This window comes from Paenibacillus sp. V4I7 (genome assembly GCF_030817275.1).
GTDB lineage: Bacteria > Bacillota > Bacilli > Paenibacillales > NBRC-103111 > Paenibacillus_E.
Window position 1 is genome coordinate 7197620 of sequence record NZ_JAUSZD010000002.1, and the last position, 14377, is coordinate 7211996.

Annotated in this window: 15 protein-coding genes, 1 tRNA gene and 2 riboswitches; of the genes, 2 read left to right on the forward strand and 14 right to left on the reverse strand. The window is 46.3% G+C overall.

The window, feature by feature from the left end; translation table 11 throughout:
• Nucleotides 1-19: 19 nt before the first annotated feature.
• From QFZ80_RS33665 to QFZ80_RS33720, 12 genes are all read right to left on the reverse strand, one after another.
• Complete coding sequence (locus QFZ80_RS33665) at nucleotides 20-1858, reverse strand: ABC transporter substrate-binding protein (protein WP_307563070.1); 1839 nt, start codon at nucleotides 1856-1858, stop codon at nucleotides 20-22.
• Between the two features lie 138 nt (nucleotides 1859-1996).
• Nucleotides 1997-3247, reverse strand: a complete 1251-nt coding sequence (locus QFZ80_RS33670) for a serine hydroxymethyltransferase (RefSeq protein ID WP_307551059.1) — start codon at nucleotides 3245-3247, stop codon at nucleotides 1997-1999.
• Nucleotides 3248-3312: 65 nt separating this feature from the next.
• The gene (locus QFZ80_RS33675) at nucleotides 3313-3918 is read right to left on the reverse strand and encodes a TIGR01440 family protein (protein WP_373460449.1); all 606 of its coding nucleotides are present in this window, start codon (nucleotides 3916-3918) and stop codon (nucleotides 3313-3315) included.
• 40 nt (nucleotides 3919-3958) lie between these two features.
• Nucleotides 3959-4417, reverse strand: a complete 459-nt coding sequence (gene rpiB, locus QFZ80_RS33680; RefSeq protein ID WP_057303723.1) for a ribose 5-phosphate isomerase B — start codon at nucleotides 4415-4417, stop codon at nucleotides 3959-3961.
• A 103-nt stretch (nucleotides 4418-4520) separates the two neighbouring features.
• Nucleotides 4521-4601: riboswitch (ZMP/ZTP riboswitch) on the reverse strand.
• 76 nt (nucleotides 4602-4677) lie between these two features.
• Nucleotides 4678-5271: a low molecular weight protein arginine phosphatase gene (locus QFZ80_RS33685; protein ID WP_307551055.1), complete on the reverse strand. Its 594-nt coding sequence runs from the start codon at nucleotides 5269-5271 to the stop codon at nucleotides 4678-4680.
• 58 nt (nucleotides 5272-5329) lie between these two features.
• The gene (locus QFZ80_RS33690; protein WP_307551053.1) at nucleotides 5330-5890 is read right to left on the reverse strand and encodes a manganese efflux pump MntP; all 561 of its coding nucleotides are present in this window, start codon (nucleotides 5888-5890) and stop codon (nucleotides 5330-5332) included.
• 64 nt (nucleotides 5891-5954) lie between these two features.
• The gene (locus tag QFZ80_RS33695) at nucleotides 5955-7028 is read right to left on the reverse strand and encodes an L-threonylcarbamoyladenylate synthase (RefSeq protein ID WP_307563074.1); all 1074 of its coding nucleotides are present in this window, start codon (nucleotides 7026-7028) and stop codon (nucleotides 5955-5957) included.
• A 62-nt stretch (nucleotides 7029-7090) separates the two neighbouring features.
• Nucleotides 7091-7855: a stage II sporulation protein R gene (spoIIR, locus tag QFZ80_RS33700; RefSeq protein ID WP_307551049.1), complete on the reverse strand. Its 765-nt coding sequence runs from the start codon at nucleotides 7853-7855 to the stop codon at nucleotides 7091-7093.
• Between the two features lie 139 nt (nucleotides 7856-7994).
• Complete coding sequence (gene prmC, locus QFZ80_RS33705) at nucleotides 7995-8876, reverse strand: peptide chain release factor N(5)-glutamine methyltransferase (protein WP_307563076.1); 882 nt, start codon at nucleotides 8874-8876, stop codon at nucleotides 7995-7997.
• Entirely contained in the window at nucleotides 8876-9952 is a 1077-nt protein-coding gene (prfA, locus tag QFZ80_RS33710) for a peptide chain release factor 1 (RefSeq protein WP_307563078.1), read from the reverse strand. The genes prmC and prfA overlap by 1 nt, the downstream gene beginning before the upstream one ends.
• A 36-nt stretch (nucleotides 9953-9988) precedes the next feature.
• Nucleotides 9989-11089: a redox-regulated ATPase YchF gene (gene ychF / locus QFZ80_RS33715; protein WP_307551044.1), complete on the reverse strand. Its 1101-nt coding sequence runs from the start codon at nucleotides 11087-11089 to the stop codon at nucleotides 9989-9991.
• A gap of 78 nt (nucleotides 11090-11167) precedes the next feature.
• A complete protein-coding gene (locus QFZ80_RS33720; RefSeq protein ID WP_307551042.1) occupies nucleotides 11168-11902 on the reverse strand; it encodes a PilZ domain-containing protein in 735 nt (244 codons plus the stop codon).
• A gap of 103 nt (nucleotides 11903-12005) precedes the next feature.
• A riboswitch (cyclic di-GMP riboswitch) is annotated at nucleotides 12006-12092 on the reverse strand.
• A 279-nt stretch (nucleotides 12093-12371) separates the two neighbouring features.
• Between QFZ80_RS33720 and tadA the strand changes: the two genes are divergently transcribed.
• The gene (tadA, locus tag QFZ80_RS33725; protein ID WP_307555854.1) at nucleotides 12372-12809 is read left to right on the forward strand and encodes a tRNA adenosine(34) deaminase TadA; all 438 of its coding nucleotides are present in this window, start codon (nucleotides 12372-12374) and stop codon (nucleotides 12807-12809) included.
• Between the two features lie 138 nt (nucleotides 12810-12947).
• Here tadA and QFZ80_RS39230 read toward each other — a convergent pair whose 3' ends face one another.
• Nucleotides 12948-13028, reverse strand: coding sequence for a DUF1697 domain-containing protein (locus QFZ80_RS39230; protein WP_373460450.1), 81 nt, complete (start codon nucleotides 13026-13028; stop codon nucleotides 12948-12950).
• 167 nt (nucleotides 13029-13195) lie between these two features.
• Between QFZ80_RS39230 and QFZ80_RS33730 the strand changes: the two genes are divergently transcribed.
• Nucleotides 13196-13269 (forward strand) — tRNA-Arg (locus QFZ80_RS33730).
• A gap of 104 nt (nucleotides 13270-13373) precedes the next feature.
• Here QFZ80_RS33730 and QFZ80_RS33735 read toward each other — a convergent pair.
• Nucleotides 13374-14210 carry a stalk domain-containing protein gene (locus tag QFZ80_RS33735; RefSeq protein ID WP_307563080.1) on the reverse strand — a complete coding sequence of 279 codons (837 nt, stop codon included), beginning with the start codon at nucleotides 14208-14210 and terminating at the stop codon, nucleotides 13374-13376.
• Between the last annotated feature and the right edge of the window lie 167 nt (nucleotides 14211-14377).

Here is a 14377-nt window from a genome sequence, read left to right on the forward strand (position 1 = left end):
TGGTATAACATGATATTTATTATTCTTGATCTGTCACTTCAACGATTTCGGGGCAGAACCAGATGCTCTTGAAATCAAACCAACCGAGCGTATTGAAAGAAATACCTTGAAGGTGTGGGCTATACACTAATTGTTGGGTCGTATGAAGAAGAAATAAGACCGATTGGTTTTGCGATAATAATCCTTGCATGGAGCGGATTCGTTGCAAACGCACCTGACTGTCAGGCTCTGCTTCGATGGAGGCAATTGTTTCATCGAACGTTCTGCGCTGCTCATCGGTCGCGTATACGCGCAGCGCCAAGTTGCCTATCTTATACATCTCAATCAGACAACGGGCCTCATCGTCATCTGCGACAACCCCTCCGACAACGATATCTGCACATTGCATCCTATGCACCTTGGACATTTCCTCAAAAGAATATTCCTGTAGAACTACCTGAATTCCGATTTCGAGGCATCGAGCATGAACCCATTCAGCTAGGGCACGGTTTTTCGGGGTGAAAATCATCGTTATCGGCTGGTCTTCATATCCGCATTGACTTAGTAATTCTCTAGCACGTTCAGGTTGGTCATCATCCGGCAGTTCGACTGGCGAACCGGTCGGCAAGAAATCCGCGGCAGGTATCGCATTATATAGTCCCAGTTCCTTAATCATACCGCTACGGTTAAGAACTAGCTGCAGCGCTTGACGAAAACGGATATCCTGCTGAGGCCCTTCCTTTCGTAAATTAAAGACTAACATGCTGGAACCCAGCATCATGATTTCTTTTTTGCACCAATGCGCCGGTGCCGGCTGTTTAGAATGACTGAGCTTGCCCATTTGGAAGTTCAGCTGCTGCCACCTTCGCTCACTTACCATTTCCGGCACGCAAAGCAGTTCGATCCGATCCAGGTGGGCGGACTCCCGGTAATAATCCTCGAATGCTTCGAATGTTACGCCTCCTTCATCATACCTCGTAATCCGGAACGGACCCGTCCCGACGGGCAGCATGCCCGGATCACTCACTTTCTGAGCACTGTACACATCAGCCGGTACGATCGCGGCCTGATAGGAACTTACGTAGTGAGGAAACATATAATTCGGCGCATTCAACTCGACTCTTACGGTCAGCCGATCCACTGCGCGGATGTCTCTGACGGATTCCAGCAGCCATCGGTTTGGAGAATCTTCCGTGCCTAGCTTGCGTACCCGATTAAGTGAAAAGACCACATCTGCCGATGTCATCTCACGACCATGATGGAATCGCACCCGTTTACGTAAATAAAACGTCCAGATCGTTGCATTCTCATTACATTCCCACTCATGGGCCAAACCTGGCTCTAAGCTGCCGCAAGCAGGATCAAAATAGATCAGCGTATCGAAAGCCTGCTTCACGAAATGGAGATCACCAGAGAATAGCACATCCACAGGGTCTAGGGTCAAGACTCTCATCTGCATTGGCAATCGAAGGGTTTCAGGATCGCCAGACTCCAGGGTCCCTCTATACCCGAAGTAACTTCCTAACCAAGCTAAGAATCGATCCATGACTCCTGGATCCAATCCTTCTATTTGAAACAAACTCATCGCACTGTTCAAATTCCCCTGTTCAACATGCAATTTCGCTTCAGTAAACAATAGATCCTCGACGGAAGCCAGAAACCGGATCATAGAACGGTTGCCGCGCCCGCGACCCGGTGTCCAGGAAATCCATGCCATCTCAATCATCTTACGAATCAGTATTTTCACATTGCGTTCCGTACAATACAGGTAACCGGCTATTTCTTCAACGGACACGGGCACATCCATATCGATTTGTTGAAAATTGTGAACCCGCATGATGGTTGATTTCAACTGCACGTACTGTAAAACAAGCTGCATGGATGCAACCTCCTTTTACACGAATTATCAAGAAGTATAGGTCTGCCCCCATACTTTCGTCAACAGCCCCTGGACCGATAAAAGGGTAAAAAAAAGCCGACTCCAGAGAGCCGGCCTGAACATATTTTCAAATTACAATTAATAAGTTAAACCTGGGTAAAGCGGATACTGAGCTGTCAGGTCTTTCACTAAACCGCGTGCTTTCTCCAAAACAGCTTCGTCTTTCGGATTTTTCAGGGTAAGTCCAATCACTTTCGCGATTGTTTTCATTGCTTCTTCATTCATACCACGGGATGTTACAGCCGGTGTACCTAGACGGATACCGCTAGTAATGAACGGGCTTGTTGGGTCAAAAGGAATCGCGTTTTTGTTAGCTGTAATACCAATTTCGTCTAGAACGTGCTCAGCATCTTTACCCGAAATGTTCAAGCTGCGCAAATCGATCAGCATCAAGTGGTTATCCGTACCGCCGGAAACAAGGTTAATACCTTCAGCTGTTAAAGCAGTCGCCAATGCTTGCGCATTGTTGATCACGTTTTGTCCGTATGTTTTGAAATCTGGTTGCAGAGCTTCACCGAAGGAAACAGCTTTTGCTGCAATAGTGTGCATCAAAGGACCACCTTGGGTACCTGGGAAAACGGCTTTATCGATCGCTGCTGCCCAAGCTTTGCGCGTAAGAATCATACCGCCGCGAGGACCGCGAAGCGTTTTATGCGTTGTTGTCGTTACGAAATGTGCATGCGGCACTGGGTTCGGATGCAGACCAGCAGCAACAAGACCTGCGATATGAGCCATATCGACGAAGAACAGCGCGCCTACATCATTAGCGATAGAAGCCAAAGCTTCGAAATCGATCGTACGCGGGTAAGCACTTGCGCCAGCTACGAGCATGCGAGGCTTGTGTTTGAATGCAGCTTTACGAACATCGTCGTAATCAATGCGGAAATCTTTCTCGCTTACACCGTAAGCAACGAAGTTGTAGAGAATACCGGATGCATTCACGGGGCTGCCGTGCGTTAAGTGACCACCATGTGCCAGGTTCATACCCAGTACCGTATCTCCAGGGTTTAGAGCTGCCAAGTAAACAGCCATGTTGGCTTGTGCGCCGGAATGCGGTTGAACGTTCGCGTGCTCAGCACCGAAAAGCTCTTTTGCGCGATCGCGAGCGATATCTTCAACGATGTCTACGTGCTCGCAGCCGCCATAATATCTTTTGCCTGGGTAACCTTCTGCATATTTGTTCGTTAACACTGTACCCATAGCTTCAAGAACAGCTTGGCTAACGATGTTTTCAGATGCAATAAGCTCAATTTTGTCACGTTGACGGGCAAGTTCAAGGTTCATGGCTGCTACAATTTTAGGATCTTGTTTGCTCAAAAAGTTTGTCATATTAAATTCCTCCTACAGGGTAGTCTTATCTGATAAGTCTTAATTCAATTTGATATCTTAAAAGTTTAACAATCTGCATCGGGTGCGGCTGTTTGATAGAGTTGTTCCGCTTCATCAGGTAGGTATACAGCTCTTGTACCTCCAATCAGCTTAGGCCGGGTAAAAGCCATCGTTACATAGGCATGGCCAATATTACGCACTGGCGGCCTTGCTGGCACAGCAACTGGGCGCAGATGCATCCCGATGAGCGTGCTGCCAATATCGATTCCGGCATGTGCCTGAATCGTCTCGACAACGACCGGCTTCGTGAAATGGCGATACGCATAGGAGGCCATCGAACCTCCGGCCTTTGGCACTGGAATGACTGAGACTGGCTCAAGCTGAGGCGCACGCAATAGCAGCTCTTCCTCAATAACGATTGCACGGTTCAAATGCTCACAGCATTGAAAGGCTAAGTGCAGCCTGAACTCGCGGCTTATGCGCTGCGCCGTTTCGAAGAGCGGCTTAGCCGCATCAAGCGTACCTGAGGTACCGATCCTATGCCCGAGAATTTCACTCGTGCTCGTTCCGATAATCAGAATGTGACCTGATCTTAGATTGCCGACTTTGACCAATTCCCGAAGATTCGTTTCAAAAGCCTCGGCAACATTAGAAAGAATGGAATCTGTCATCATGATCCCTCGTTTCTGGAATTTTCCGTTAGGAAATATGCTATGGATGCAATGTGAAACGGTCTTCGATACTTTGCACTTTGTTAATACGATTCTGGTGGCGAACACCTTGGGAAAACTCGGTTTCGAGCCAGATTTTCACGATTTCCTCCGCTACACCCGGTCCAATAACACGTTCCCCTAGGGCAAGTACGTTCGTATCATTGTGCTCGCGCGTCGCTTTCGCTGAAAATAGATCGTGTACGAGTGCACATCGGATACCCGGAACCTTATTCGCGGCAATCGACATCCCGATACCCGTTCCACAAATCAGAATCCCTTTGTCAGCTTCGCCTGATACCACTTGCTCACAAACTTTAAGCGCATAGTCGGGATAATCGACCGAATCTGCACAGCTGCAGCCGTAATCGACGACTTGGTGACCTAATGACTCAATAAAAGGAATGATAACATCTTTCAAACGATAGCCTGCATGATCCGCACCTAAGGCAATTTTCATGAATAGAACGCTCCTTTGCTTGTTCGAATTCGACCATCCTATTATATCCCAAAGCTCACCAGAAAACGAAAAAAAGAGCGGACACGCTAGAAAACGCGCGTTGCTCTTTTGCCCAGGCGACCGGCCGTATAGCTCAATGCTCCATTGTGGTTACTCCCACTCGTCGCCAGTTACATTGAGTCTTGATTGATACCTCTATTTTATCGCATTCTACCCCATGTGTAAAGATGTATCCGCAATTCGTATATCTGAAACCTGAGTTATTTGGAGTCTTCGTTTCGTGCACGTATTTTCTGAACCAATTTATCTAAACTCCCGCTGATTTCCTCTGCCGTTCGTCGGTAAATCTCTATGGAGCCTCCATACGGGTCAGAAATATCAAAGTCAGGAATCGCATGTTCAAGTTTAAAAATGCGGCTTCTTTCTTCAACAGACACGGCTTGCGAAAGAGCCTGTTTGAGCTGAAGCTCTGTAACGAGCTGCTCCCTTTCCTCAATCGCCTGTAAAATACGAGCATCATCCTCGACGTACTCTTTGAGCGTAAAAGTTTTCTCAATCGCACTCGGAAACCGCTGGATGACCGTGCGTTTATGCCCCATCGTCATAGTCAAAATGAGATCAGCCCAATTCACTTCAGACTCTTGGATCGCCAAAGAACTAATGGACTCCTTGAAGCCCGCTTCCTGTAAAAGCGATGCACTATTTCGGGAAATTGGACCGCCCGTCACCGCGGATACCCCTGCTGAACGAACCTCCGCCGCAAGTCCTTCTTGGTGCACCCTGATACGCAGCAAACCTTCTGCTAATGGACTGCGGCACGTATTTCCTGTACAAACAAATAGAATTCGCAACATGATTCCCTCCTAATCGTAAACATAAGCTAAGACGAAAACTTTCTATACCAATATTGTATCACAGTAAAAACTTGATCCCAAACGTGAGCAAAATAAGTCCGCCAAACGCCTCGCCATACTCGCCTACCCAGCCGCTTACCCGTCTGCCAACCAACAATCCGGCAATAGATAGCAAGCCTCCAAACAGACCAAAGATCAGCACCGTCAACACAATATCCGTTGCGAACATACCAAGGGATACACCCACGGAAAATGAATCAATACTGACACTAAGTGAAAAGATCGTTAGACCCCAAATTGTCCTATGATCAAAAGAAGCCGCTTCTTCTCCACGAATCGAACTATATACCATATGCGAACCCAAAAGAATAAGCAAACACCCCCCGGCCGCTGTAGCGACATTCCCTAGCAGCAAAGAGACATATTGCCCCATAAACATCCCCATCAAAGGCATAAGAACGTGAAAAATACCAATCACGAAGCTAATTTTCATAATATCAATCAAACGAATACCCTTCATCCCTATGCCAATCCCTAAGGAAAATGCATCCAGGCCCAAAGCAATCGCCATAATAATAATTGTTACCAGCTGCCCAAATTCCACCCCAGATGCGAGCATAGCGCTATCCCCCTTGTCCACGTTTCTCTCTCAAGATATGCGGACAAACAGGGAATCATGCTAGCTAAACACGTACAAGCCGGTGACCTGCTGCTTTACGAAGTCGATTCATAATCGCAAGGCCAATCCCCGTTTCTGGACAACCCTCTGCAGCAATATATTGAATGCCTTCTTGATCAAATTGCCTTAAGGCAGCATATAGATCCTGAGCAATTGTTTCCGGTTGCGATAATGATCCGCAGGCAATAACCAAATCAGCATCGTAATGAGAAGCTCTCTCCTCAAAAGTAAGAATACCCGTTGATTCATCACGTGCCTTGGCCGCATCAATATCGTTTTGAATCCATTCAGCAACAACTTCTGCATCTTCACCTTGAACGATATGCATAAATCCTTTTGGTGCGTAATGTGTATACTTCATCCCCGGAGCACGCGGTGTTTCGGAATCTTGTACCTCTTCCCGCTCTGGCTCATGAATCCGAATAGCAGGCAGTGCCGATTGCAGCTGCTCTGACGTAACACCGCCAGGACGTAGAATGTATAGCTCACCGCCTATAAGCTCGATCACAGTCGACTCGACACCAACCCCAGTTGCTCCACCATCCACAATCCCGCCAATCCGACCATCTAAATCATCTTTGACATGAGAGGCGAGTGTTGGACTAGGTCTGCCTGAGCTATTGGCACTCGGCGCGGCTATAGGAAGTCCCGCTTCACGAAGAAGCTGCAAAGCCACAGGGTGATCCGGAATTCGCACGCCCACAGTCTTAAGACCAGCGGTTACTAACGGCGAAATGCCACCTGTTTTCACAGGCAGCACAATGGTAAGAGGTCCCGGCCAGAAAGCCTCCATAAGCTGGCGATGATCCGCCGTAACACGGTCAGATAGAATTAAACTTGAGAGCTGTTCGACATTGGCAATGTGAACAATCAGCGGGTTATCTGAAGGCCGACCTTTCGCAGAGAAAATCCTTTCGACAGCTGCCGTATTCGTAGCGTCTGCCCCAAGACCATATACAGTCTCTGTAGGAAAGGCTACTGTTTCACCACGTTGGAGAAGCAGGGCAGCTTCAGCTAAATCCCCACCTATCTCGGTCCCTATACCCTGATCCACTTTCCAGTATTTTGTCACGATCATCTATCATCCTAACTTCAAAATAAAATTCTGATCCTAAATGGTAACAGGTGACTTATCTTAGCTTAGCTGAACCACGATACGATCTTCTTCACCATTTCCCAGATAAAAAACTTAACTTGTGGCTGCTTAGCATCAACGGATTCCGTTTTTTCTTCCACTTGTGCATCCTTAACCTCTTTAGCGACAGGGTTAGACTTGTCTGGTTTAGCCGTAGGTGCAACTTTACTGTCTTTCTGTACTGATGTAGGTGTAGGAGATGACTTTACCTTTCCAACATCCTCTGTATTCGCTACAACAGCAGCCGATGCTACCGCTTCTCCAGATAAGGAATCCACGAAACATAATGGCGGAAACAACACACACCACCAGTTCTGACCTTCCCCCGTTCCAATCGTCACGCGCAGCGCTTCATATTCTCCCGCTGGGTACACTTCATTTCCGTACATTTTTGTTGGAAAAGGGACTTTACCGAGCTCAACTGTATGTGAATAGCTATAGCCACGTGCTTGAATCATTTGTCCAACTAGTATATCAAACTCGGGCAAGTGGGCTTTTACTACTTCTCTTGCGTCATCCAGCGATTGGGGTCCAACGACCCACTCCTGCATACGAGCAATAATAGCATCACGAATCTCGCGTTTCAACGCTTGATCCTGCGCCGAATCGGAGTTTGCTAGAATACGTAAGCGAATAGATTCTTCCGGTATCGTAGGCGAAATAACAGCCGCATTTGAACGATTCGATTCCCAACAAGTTATCATAACAATAAGTGCAAAAGCTACTAATAATAAAGATTTATAAGTTTGACGATTAGATCTCTTAACCATGAGGAAAAGCCCCTTTCCCTTCGCTTATACTAGCCAGTATGGGCAATAAGAGGAGGAGCTAAACCTAGTAATCTATTTAAATTTGTGAAAAATGATAGAGTTGGAAGTGTTCGTTCCTATTGCTACGAACTCCCACTATTTATAGTGATCTGATCGCGATCACATGGCGATCAATGCCCTGGAGATCCGACACGAACCGGATCTCGTCCCAGTCAGCGGCGGCGCGCAGCATCGCCGCCACAGCCTCCGCCTGCCGAATGCCCACCTCGAACCCGACCACAGTCGGGATTCGCGGCAGCTGCGGCAGCTGTGAGATCATCCGGCGGTACAGGTCGAGTCCCTCGACACCGCCGAATAAAGCCGTGTGCGGCTCAAACAGCCGCACCTCCGGCTGAAGCGCCGGCAGGTCGCCATCAGGGATATACGGTGGGTTAGACACCAGTATATCCGGCGCGATCCGGCGCGCAATAAAGGGCTCGAGAAGGTCCCCCTCGAGCCACTCCACCCGCGCAGCCACGCCGTGGCGCTGCGCATTCACGCGAGCCATCTCCAGCGCTGCCGCGGAGATATCGCTGGCCGCCACGCGCCACGCAGGGCGCGCGTGTGCAACCGTCACCGGGATCGCTCCGCTCCCGGTGCCCACATCCGCAAGCAGCGGAGCGCCTTGCGGGAACAAACGTGAGCCCTCGTGGAGCAAAGCTTCCACGAGCAGCTCCGTCTCCGGGCGCGGAATCAGCACGGCCGGGCTAACCGCAAAAGGAAGGCCGAAGAAATCCTGCTCGCCGATAATATACTGCACCGGCTCACCCGCGGCCTTCCGCTCTACTAGCTGGCGCCATGTTTCCGCCAGCTCAACAGGAAACTGTTCCGGAAAACGGAACAGCAGCTCCGTCCGACTGCAGCTGAGCAAGTGCTGCAGCAGTAGTTCCACACAGGAAGCAGCCTCGGCTACACCGAGCTTCCCTAAAAAAGAAGAAGCCTCTACAAAGGCTTCTCTTAAACTCTTAGCAGCTGTCGACATCACATTGCCTGCTCCCCGTTATCCAAAGCATCGGACTGCGCTGCAATCGTGAGCGCCGAAACGATCTCTGCCATGTCACCATTAAGCACAGTTTCTAAGCGATGCAAAGTCAAACCAATACGGTGATCGGTAATCCGGCTTTGCGGGAAGTTATACGTACGAATCCGCTCGGAACGGTCACCCGTACCAACCTTGCTTTTACGCTCGCCCGCATATTTCGCTTCCTCTTCCTCACGCATTTTATCGGAAATACGTGTACGAAGCACGCGCAGTGCTGACTCTTTATTCGAGTTTTGCGATTTACCATCCTGACAAGTCGCAACGATTCCCGTAGGTACGTGCGTTACTCGCACAGCAGATTTCGTCGTATTAACCGACTGACCGCCCGCTCCACTTGAACAGAACGTATCCACGCGAATATCCGCATCATGGATGACAATCTCAACATCTTCCGCTTCCGGCATAACCACTACCGTCGACGTTGAGGTATGAATACGTCCGCCTGATTCCGTTACAGGAATACGTTGTACACGGTGCGCTCCACTCTCATACTTCAACTTACTATAAGCACCTTTACCGGTAATCATGAAAATAATCTCTTTAAACCCGCCCAAATCGTTCACAGAAGCATCGAGAATCTCCGTTCTCCATCCTTGTGCGTCCGCATAGCGTGTATACATGCGATACAAATCACCCGCGAACAAAGCAGCTTCGTCGCCGCCTGCCGCACCGCGAATTTCGACGATTACGTTCTTATCATCATTAGGGTCTTTAGGCATCATGAGCATTCTAAGTTGTTCTTCCAACTTGGCCGATTGCTCGCTAAGCTCTTCAATCTCCATTTTGACCATTTCACGCATTTCATCGTCCAGCTTTTCGCCCTGCATTACTTTAGCATCAGCCAACTGTTCGCTTACACTCTTATATTCATTATAAGCATCATATGCTTCTTGAAGATCGGATTGCTCCTTAGAGTATTCTCTAAGCTTCTTTGTATCACTAGTTACATCTGGGTCACACAGCAACTCACTTAATTTCTCATAGCGGTCCACAATGGACTGAAGTCGATCCAACATATAGGATCACTCCTTTCTTTACTTTTTTTTGTTTGATTACACATTAAATCTGAAATGCATAACGTCCCCATCATTCACTACATACTCTTTACCTTCGAGACGCACTTGGCCTTTCTCTTTCGCACCATTCATCGACCCTGCAGCTGCCAAATCATTATAAGAGACGACTTCAGCACGAATAAAACCACGTTCGAAATCGGTATGAATAACACCAGCCGCTTGAGGAGCTTTCGTTCCCTTGCGGATTGTCCATGCTCTTACTTCCTGTACCCCAGCTGTGAAATACGTGTACAAGCCAAGTTTTCTATAAGCTGCTTTAATCAATCTATTCAAGCCGGACTCTTGAAGTCCCAACTCTTCGAGGAACATCGCTTTTTCTTCTTCTTCCAACTCGGCGATTTCGGATTCAACCTTCGCACTGATCGATACCACTTCGTTGTTTTCGCTCTCAGCAAATTCTTTCACAATTTTAACAAAAGGATTTTCGTCTGCTGTTGCTACTTCATCTTCACTCACGTTTGCCGCATAAAGCACGGGTTTCATGGTCAATAAATGAAGATCGCGCACGAGAAGTTTCTCATCTTCGCTGAGATCCAAACTGCGTGCCGGTTTATCTGCATAAAGCGCTTCTTTAATACGCTCCAAACACTCCACTTCAGCAACAACCTTTTTGTCGCCGCCCTTGAGGTTTTTGCGCGAACGCTCAATCTTCTTCTCTACCGACTCAATATCTGCCAAAATTAATTCAAGGTTAATCGTTTCGATATCCCCGATCGGATCCACTTTACCGGAAACGTGGGTAATATTATCATCTTCAAAACAACGAACAACATGTACAATGGCATCCACTTCACGAATGTGTGCCAAAAATTTATTTCCAAGCCCTTCACCTTTGCTCGCGCCCTTTACCAAACCGGCAATATCAACGAATTCAAAGGCTGTCGGGACAATGCTCTTAGGCACAACGATCTCTACCAGCTTCTGCAATCTCTCGTCTGGTACTTCAACTACCCCAACATTCGGATCGATCGTACAAAACGGATAATTCGCAGATTCTGCCCCCGCCTGTGTAATTGCATTAAACAATGTCGATTTTCCTACGTTCGGTAGACCGACGATACCTGCTTTCAAAGCCATTGTAGTTACAACTCCTTAATTTTCGAAAATCATCCTTCTTATTATATAGCACTTGGAACGCAAAAAAAAGCCTGAAGGCTATTGATTCGCCGCAGACTTTTTTTCCGTTGCTCTTTTAAATTGCGCTTCCCGCTTCTGTACGAAGTAAGTTTCGATCTGATTCGTAAGGATAAAACCCCTTAAGGCATTGGTTTTCTCCTGTGGAATGTCGATATAACTTGCCCCGTAGTAGAAACCATTTTCAACCTTTTCTTTTCTTACAATTTCCATCGAACAAGGCATCGTAAAGCCCAAATCCAGTTCAACTTCGAGCTGTGAATGCTTTTGAACGATCTTATCAATCATAGAATTATCATTCATGGTAAATCCTAAGCCATTAATGGATATATTTTTAATTGAAATGCCAAGTGGATTTTCAAATTGATGTTTATTTCTTTTATTCATATCCTGAAGTCCGAATAAGAGACCTGTATGTTTCACATCCACACGTGGAAACTCCCGTTTTTCTGCGAATTTTTTACGATTTTCTGGTGGATTAATGACAATGACGGAGCCGAATTCTTTGGCAACAACGGTTGTATTCATCACAAACAAGCCGGATTTGGTATAAACCGTCATTTTCGCTTTATCCCCAAGTTGAAAGACATCGTATTCCGGTAATTCCACCTCAATAATGTCTCCAAGTGCATAGGTTAGTACGCCAGTGGCTACGAAATCGTCCTTTCCCAACATAGCCTTACTATCGATTAGAACATCAGCGTCATATCCCTCCTTGCTTCCGTAATATTTCATAACGTTATACCCGTTGGCCATTATAATTAATACCTCTCCTTTTACTCAAGTTATTCCCTATATAAAAATAAACTGCCCCTTTATGTAGGAGCAGCCTATTACCTTAATCAAGAAAGCATCGATTTTCGGTAACCAGGCTGCCATAGTTCCAAAGAACCGTAGACCCTCAGCTTTGCGTCCTTGCTTTTCAACAAGTTTGCCATTTTCGAACCTTGCTATTTATTTCTACCTATTCTCGCTCTATATGGTCTAAAAGACCTACTAATATCTATCATTATACCTAGCACAGTTGCTATTATCAACAAAATTCCTTGCATAGCTGTTCTTTTTGTTGTATGTAATGTAGAAAGATTAAATATCCACAGCTTTTCAAGTTATCCACAAACCTATCCACAGGTTGTTAACAACGGAATGAATGTTCGATTGTTATGCACATGTGGATAAAAATATATTAGCGAGGTGTCCCCCTGTGGATGAACATATCCCCTGGATGAAAGAAGCGATTCAAGAGGCTCTCAAAGCCGAAGCCATCCTAGAAGTACCGATTGGAGCGGTCGTGGTCCATCAAGGTCAAATCATTGGCCGAGGCTACAATTTGCGTGAAACAACCCTAGATCCTCTCGCTCATGCCGAAATGATCGCCATTAAACAAGCGAGCGAACATCTGCAAGCCTGGCGGCTTTTGGATTGCCAGCTCTACGTCACCCTAGAGCCTTGTCCGATGTGTGCGGGTGCGATTGTCCAATCGCGGATTCCTCAGGTTATCTACGGAACCATTGATCCGAAGGCTGGCTGCGCCGGAACGCTCATGAATTTGCTGCAGGAGGACCGGTTCAATCACCGTGTCGATGTCGTTAGTGGCGTCTTGCAAGAAGAGTGTTCGACGATGCTGACCCAATTTTTCCGTAAATTACGCGGTAAAGCTTAGAAGTTCCTGCATCTAATTCTGCGTCGCCGCTGCCAACTCAGCCAGTTTATTTATCGTACGCAAAATGACGGAAGGTGAAACACCTACGGCTTTGCTGATCTTCTGCTCGATACGCTGGCGCAGCGGTTCCTCCTCCTCCTACGACACAAACAAGACATTACCGGTTTGCAAATACGTTTGCACCTGAGCAAGTCCCGCTGCATCCAGTGTCTTTTTCAATCCGCCATCTTGATTTTGTTCTTTCCTCTACGTTAATAATTAAAGGAAATTAAATTTAATCCCTAACCTATTCTTCATTCAAATGAACATTCCTTGTCCCAAAGAAAAACCACCCTATTCAAAAGGTTGCGCCACGAAAGGCTTCGTGCTATCATAATTCTTACCTTGCGCCCGTAGCTCAGCAGGATAGAGCAACAGTTTCCTAAACTGTAGGCCGGATGTTCGAATCATCTCGGGCGCGTATACTTTCAAAAATCAAAGAAAACGCCAGGTAACGGTTATTAGCCGCTGACCTGGCGTTTATTGTTTTTTAGAAAATACACTGCCTTTAAATTGGATCTATTGTTAGGGGCAATGATTACTTTTTAAAGCTGCATTCATACTTTCTTTAAATTTGTTGATATATTGCTCAAACCCTTTGGAGTCCGAACTGCCGTTTCCGTTGTATGACTCTGCTGCATCTTGCATCTGTTTTGCGTAATTGGTCATAATTTCCCGACAAATAGGTCCTGAAACAGGTAATGTAGAAGTTGGTGTTGGTGTAGGGACCACTGGTAGCTTATTGGGAGTCGACATGTCTGTTGTATCGTTTATCTGCTGGAATCTCCACTTTTTTATATAATCAAACTCTGGTGTTTTGTTCTTGAGAAATTCCTCCGCATCCGTTCGATTTATTGCAATAAAACTCATGACTCTATTATTATGTATGGTACTTACAATCAGCATATCAGCGGGTGAATTGGCAACAAATCTAGATAGAAAGATGATATTATCGTTATTTTTATTTGAATCATTGGATAGTTCTAGATCTATTTTCATATATGGACCATGCTCATTGTAAATAAGTTGAACATTCTTGGCACTATGTTCTTTGGCTTTCGTGTTAAATGACTGAATGCTATTGGCGTAGTCTTTTGTAGGATTAGGGAAAGTAAGGTCAACGTTATATTTCTCAGAATCCCACGTTACAGAGGCACCGGTTTGTTTCAATAGATAAAGTGGCACTAGGGTACGACCATCACGTAAAGTAGCTGGCACATCTTCTACATGAAGCTCTTTTCCTCCAAACAAAACGTTAACGATTGGATCACCATTAAACTCACCGTGAATACTTGAAGCATTTACTACGCCAGCAAAGCAAAGAAACAAAAGAACGGTTGCAATCATTTTCTTTTTTGTCATATACATTAATCCCCTTTTTTTTATATCTACTAGTCGGTACAAACGGTCAGTCAACAGCTGCTTTCAATTTACAAGACGCACCTGTTTCCATCAATCATCCATTTTTGTTAGAGAAATCATGAGGCACGGTAAGGAATATCCAGCCGATTTCCGCTCGTTGTCTTATT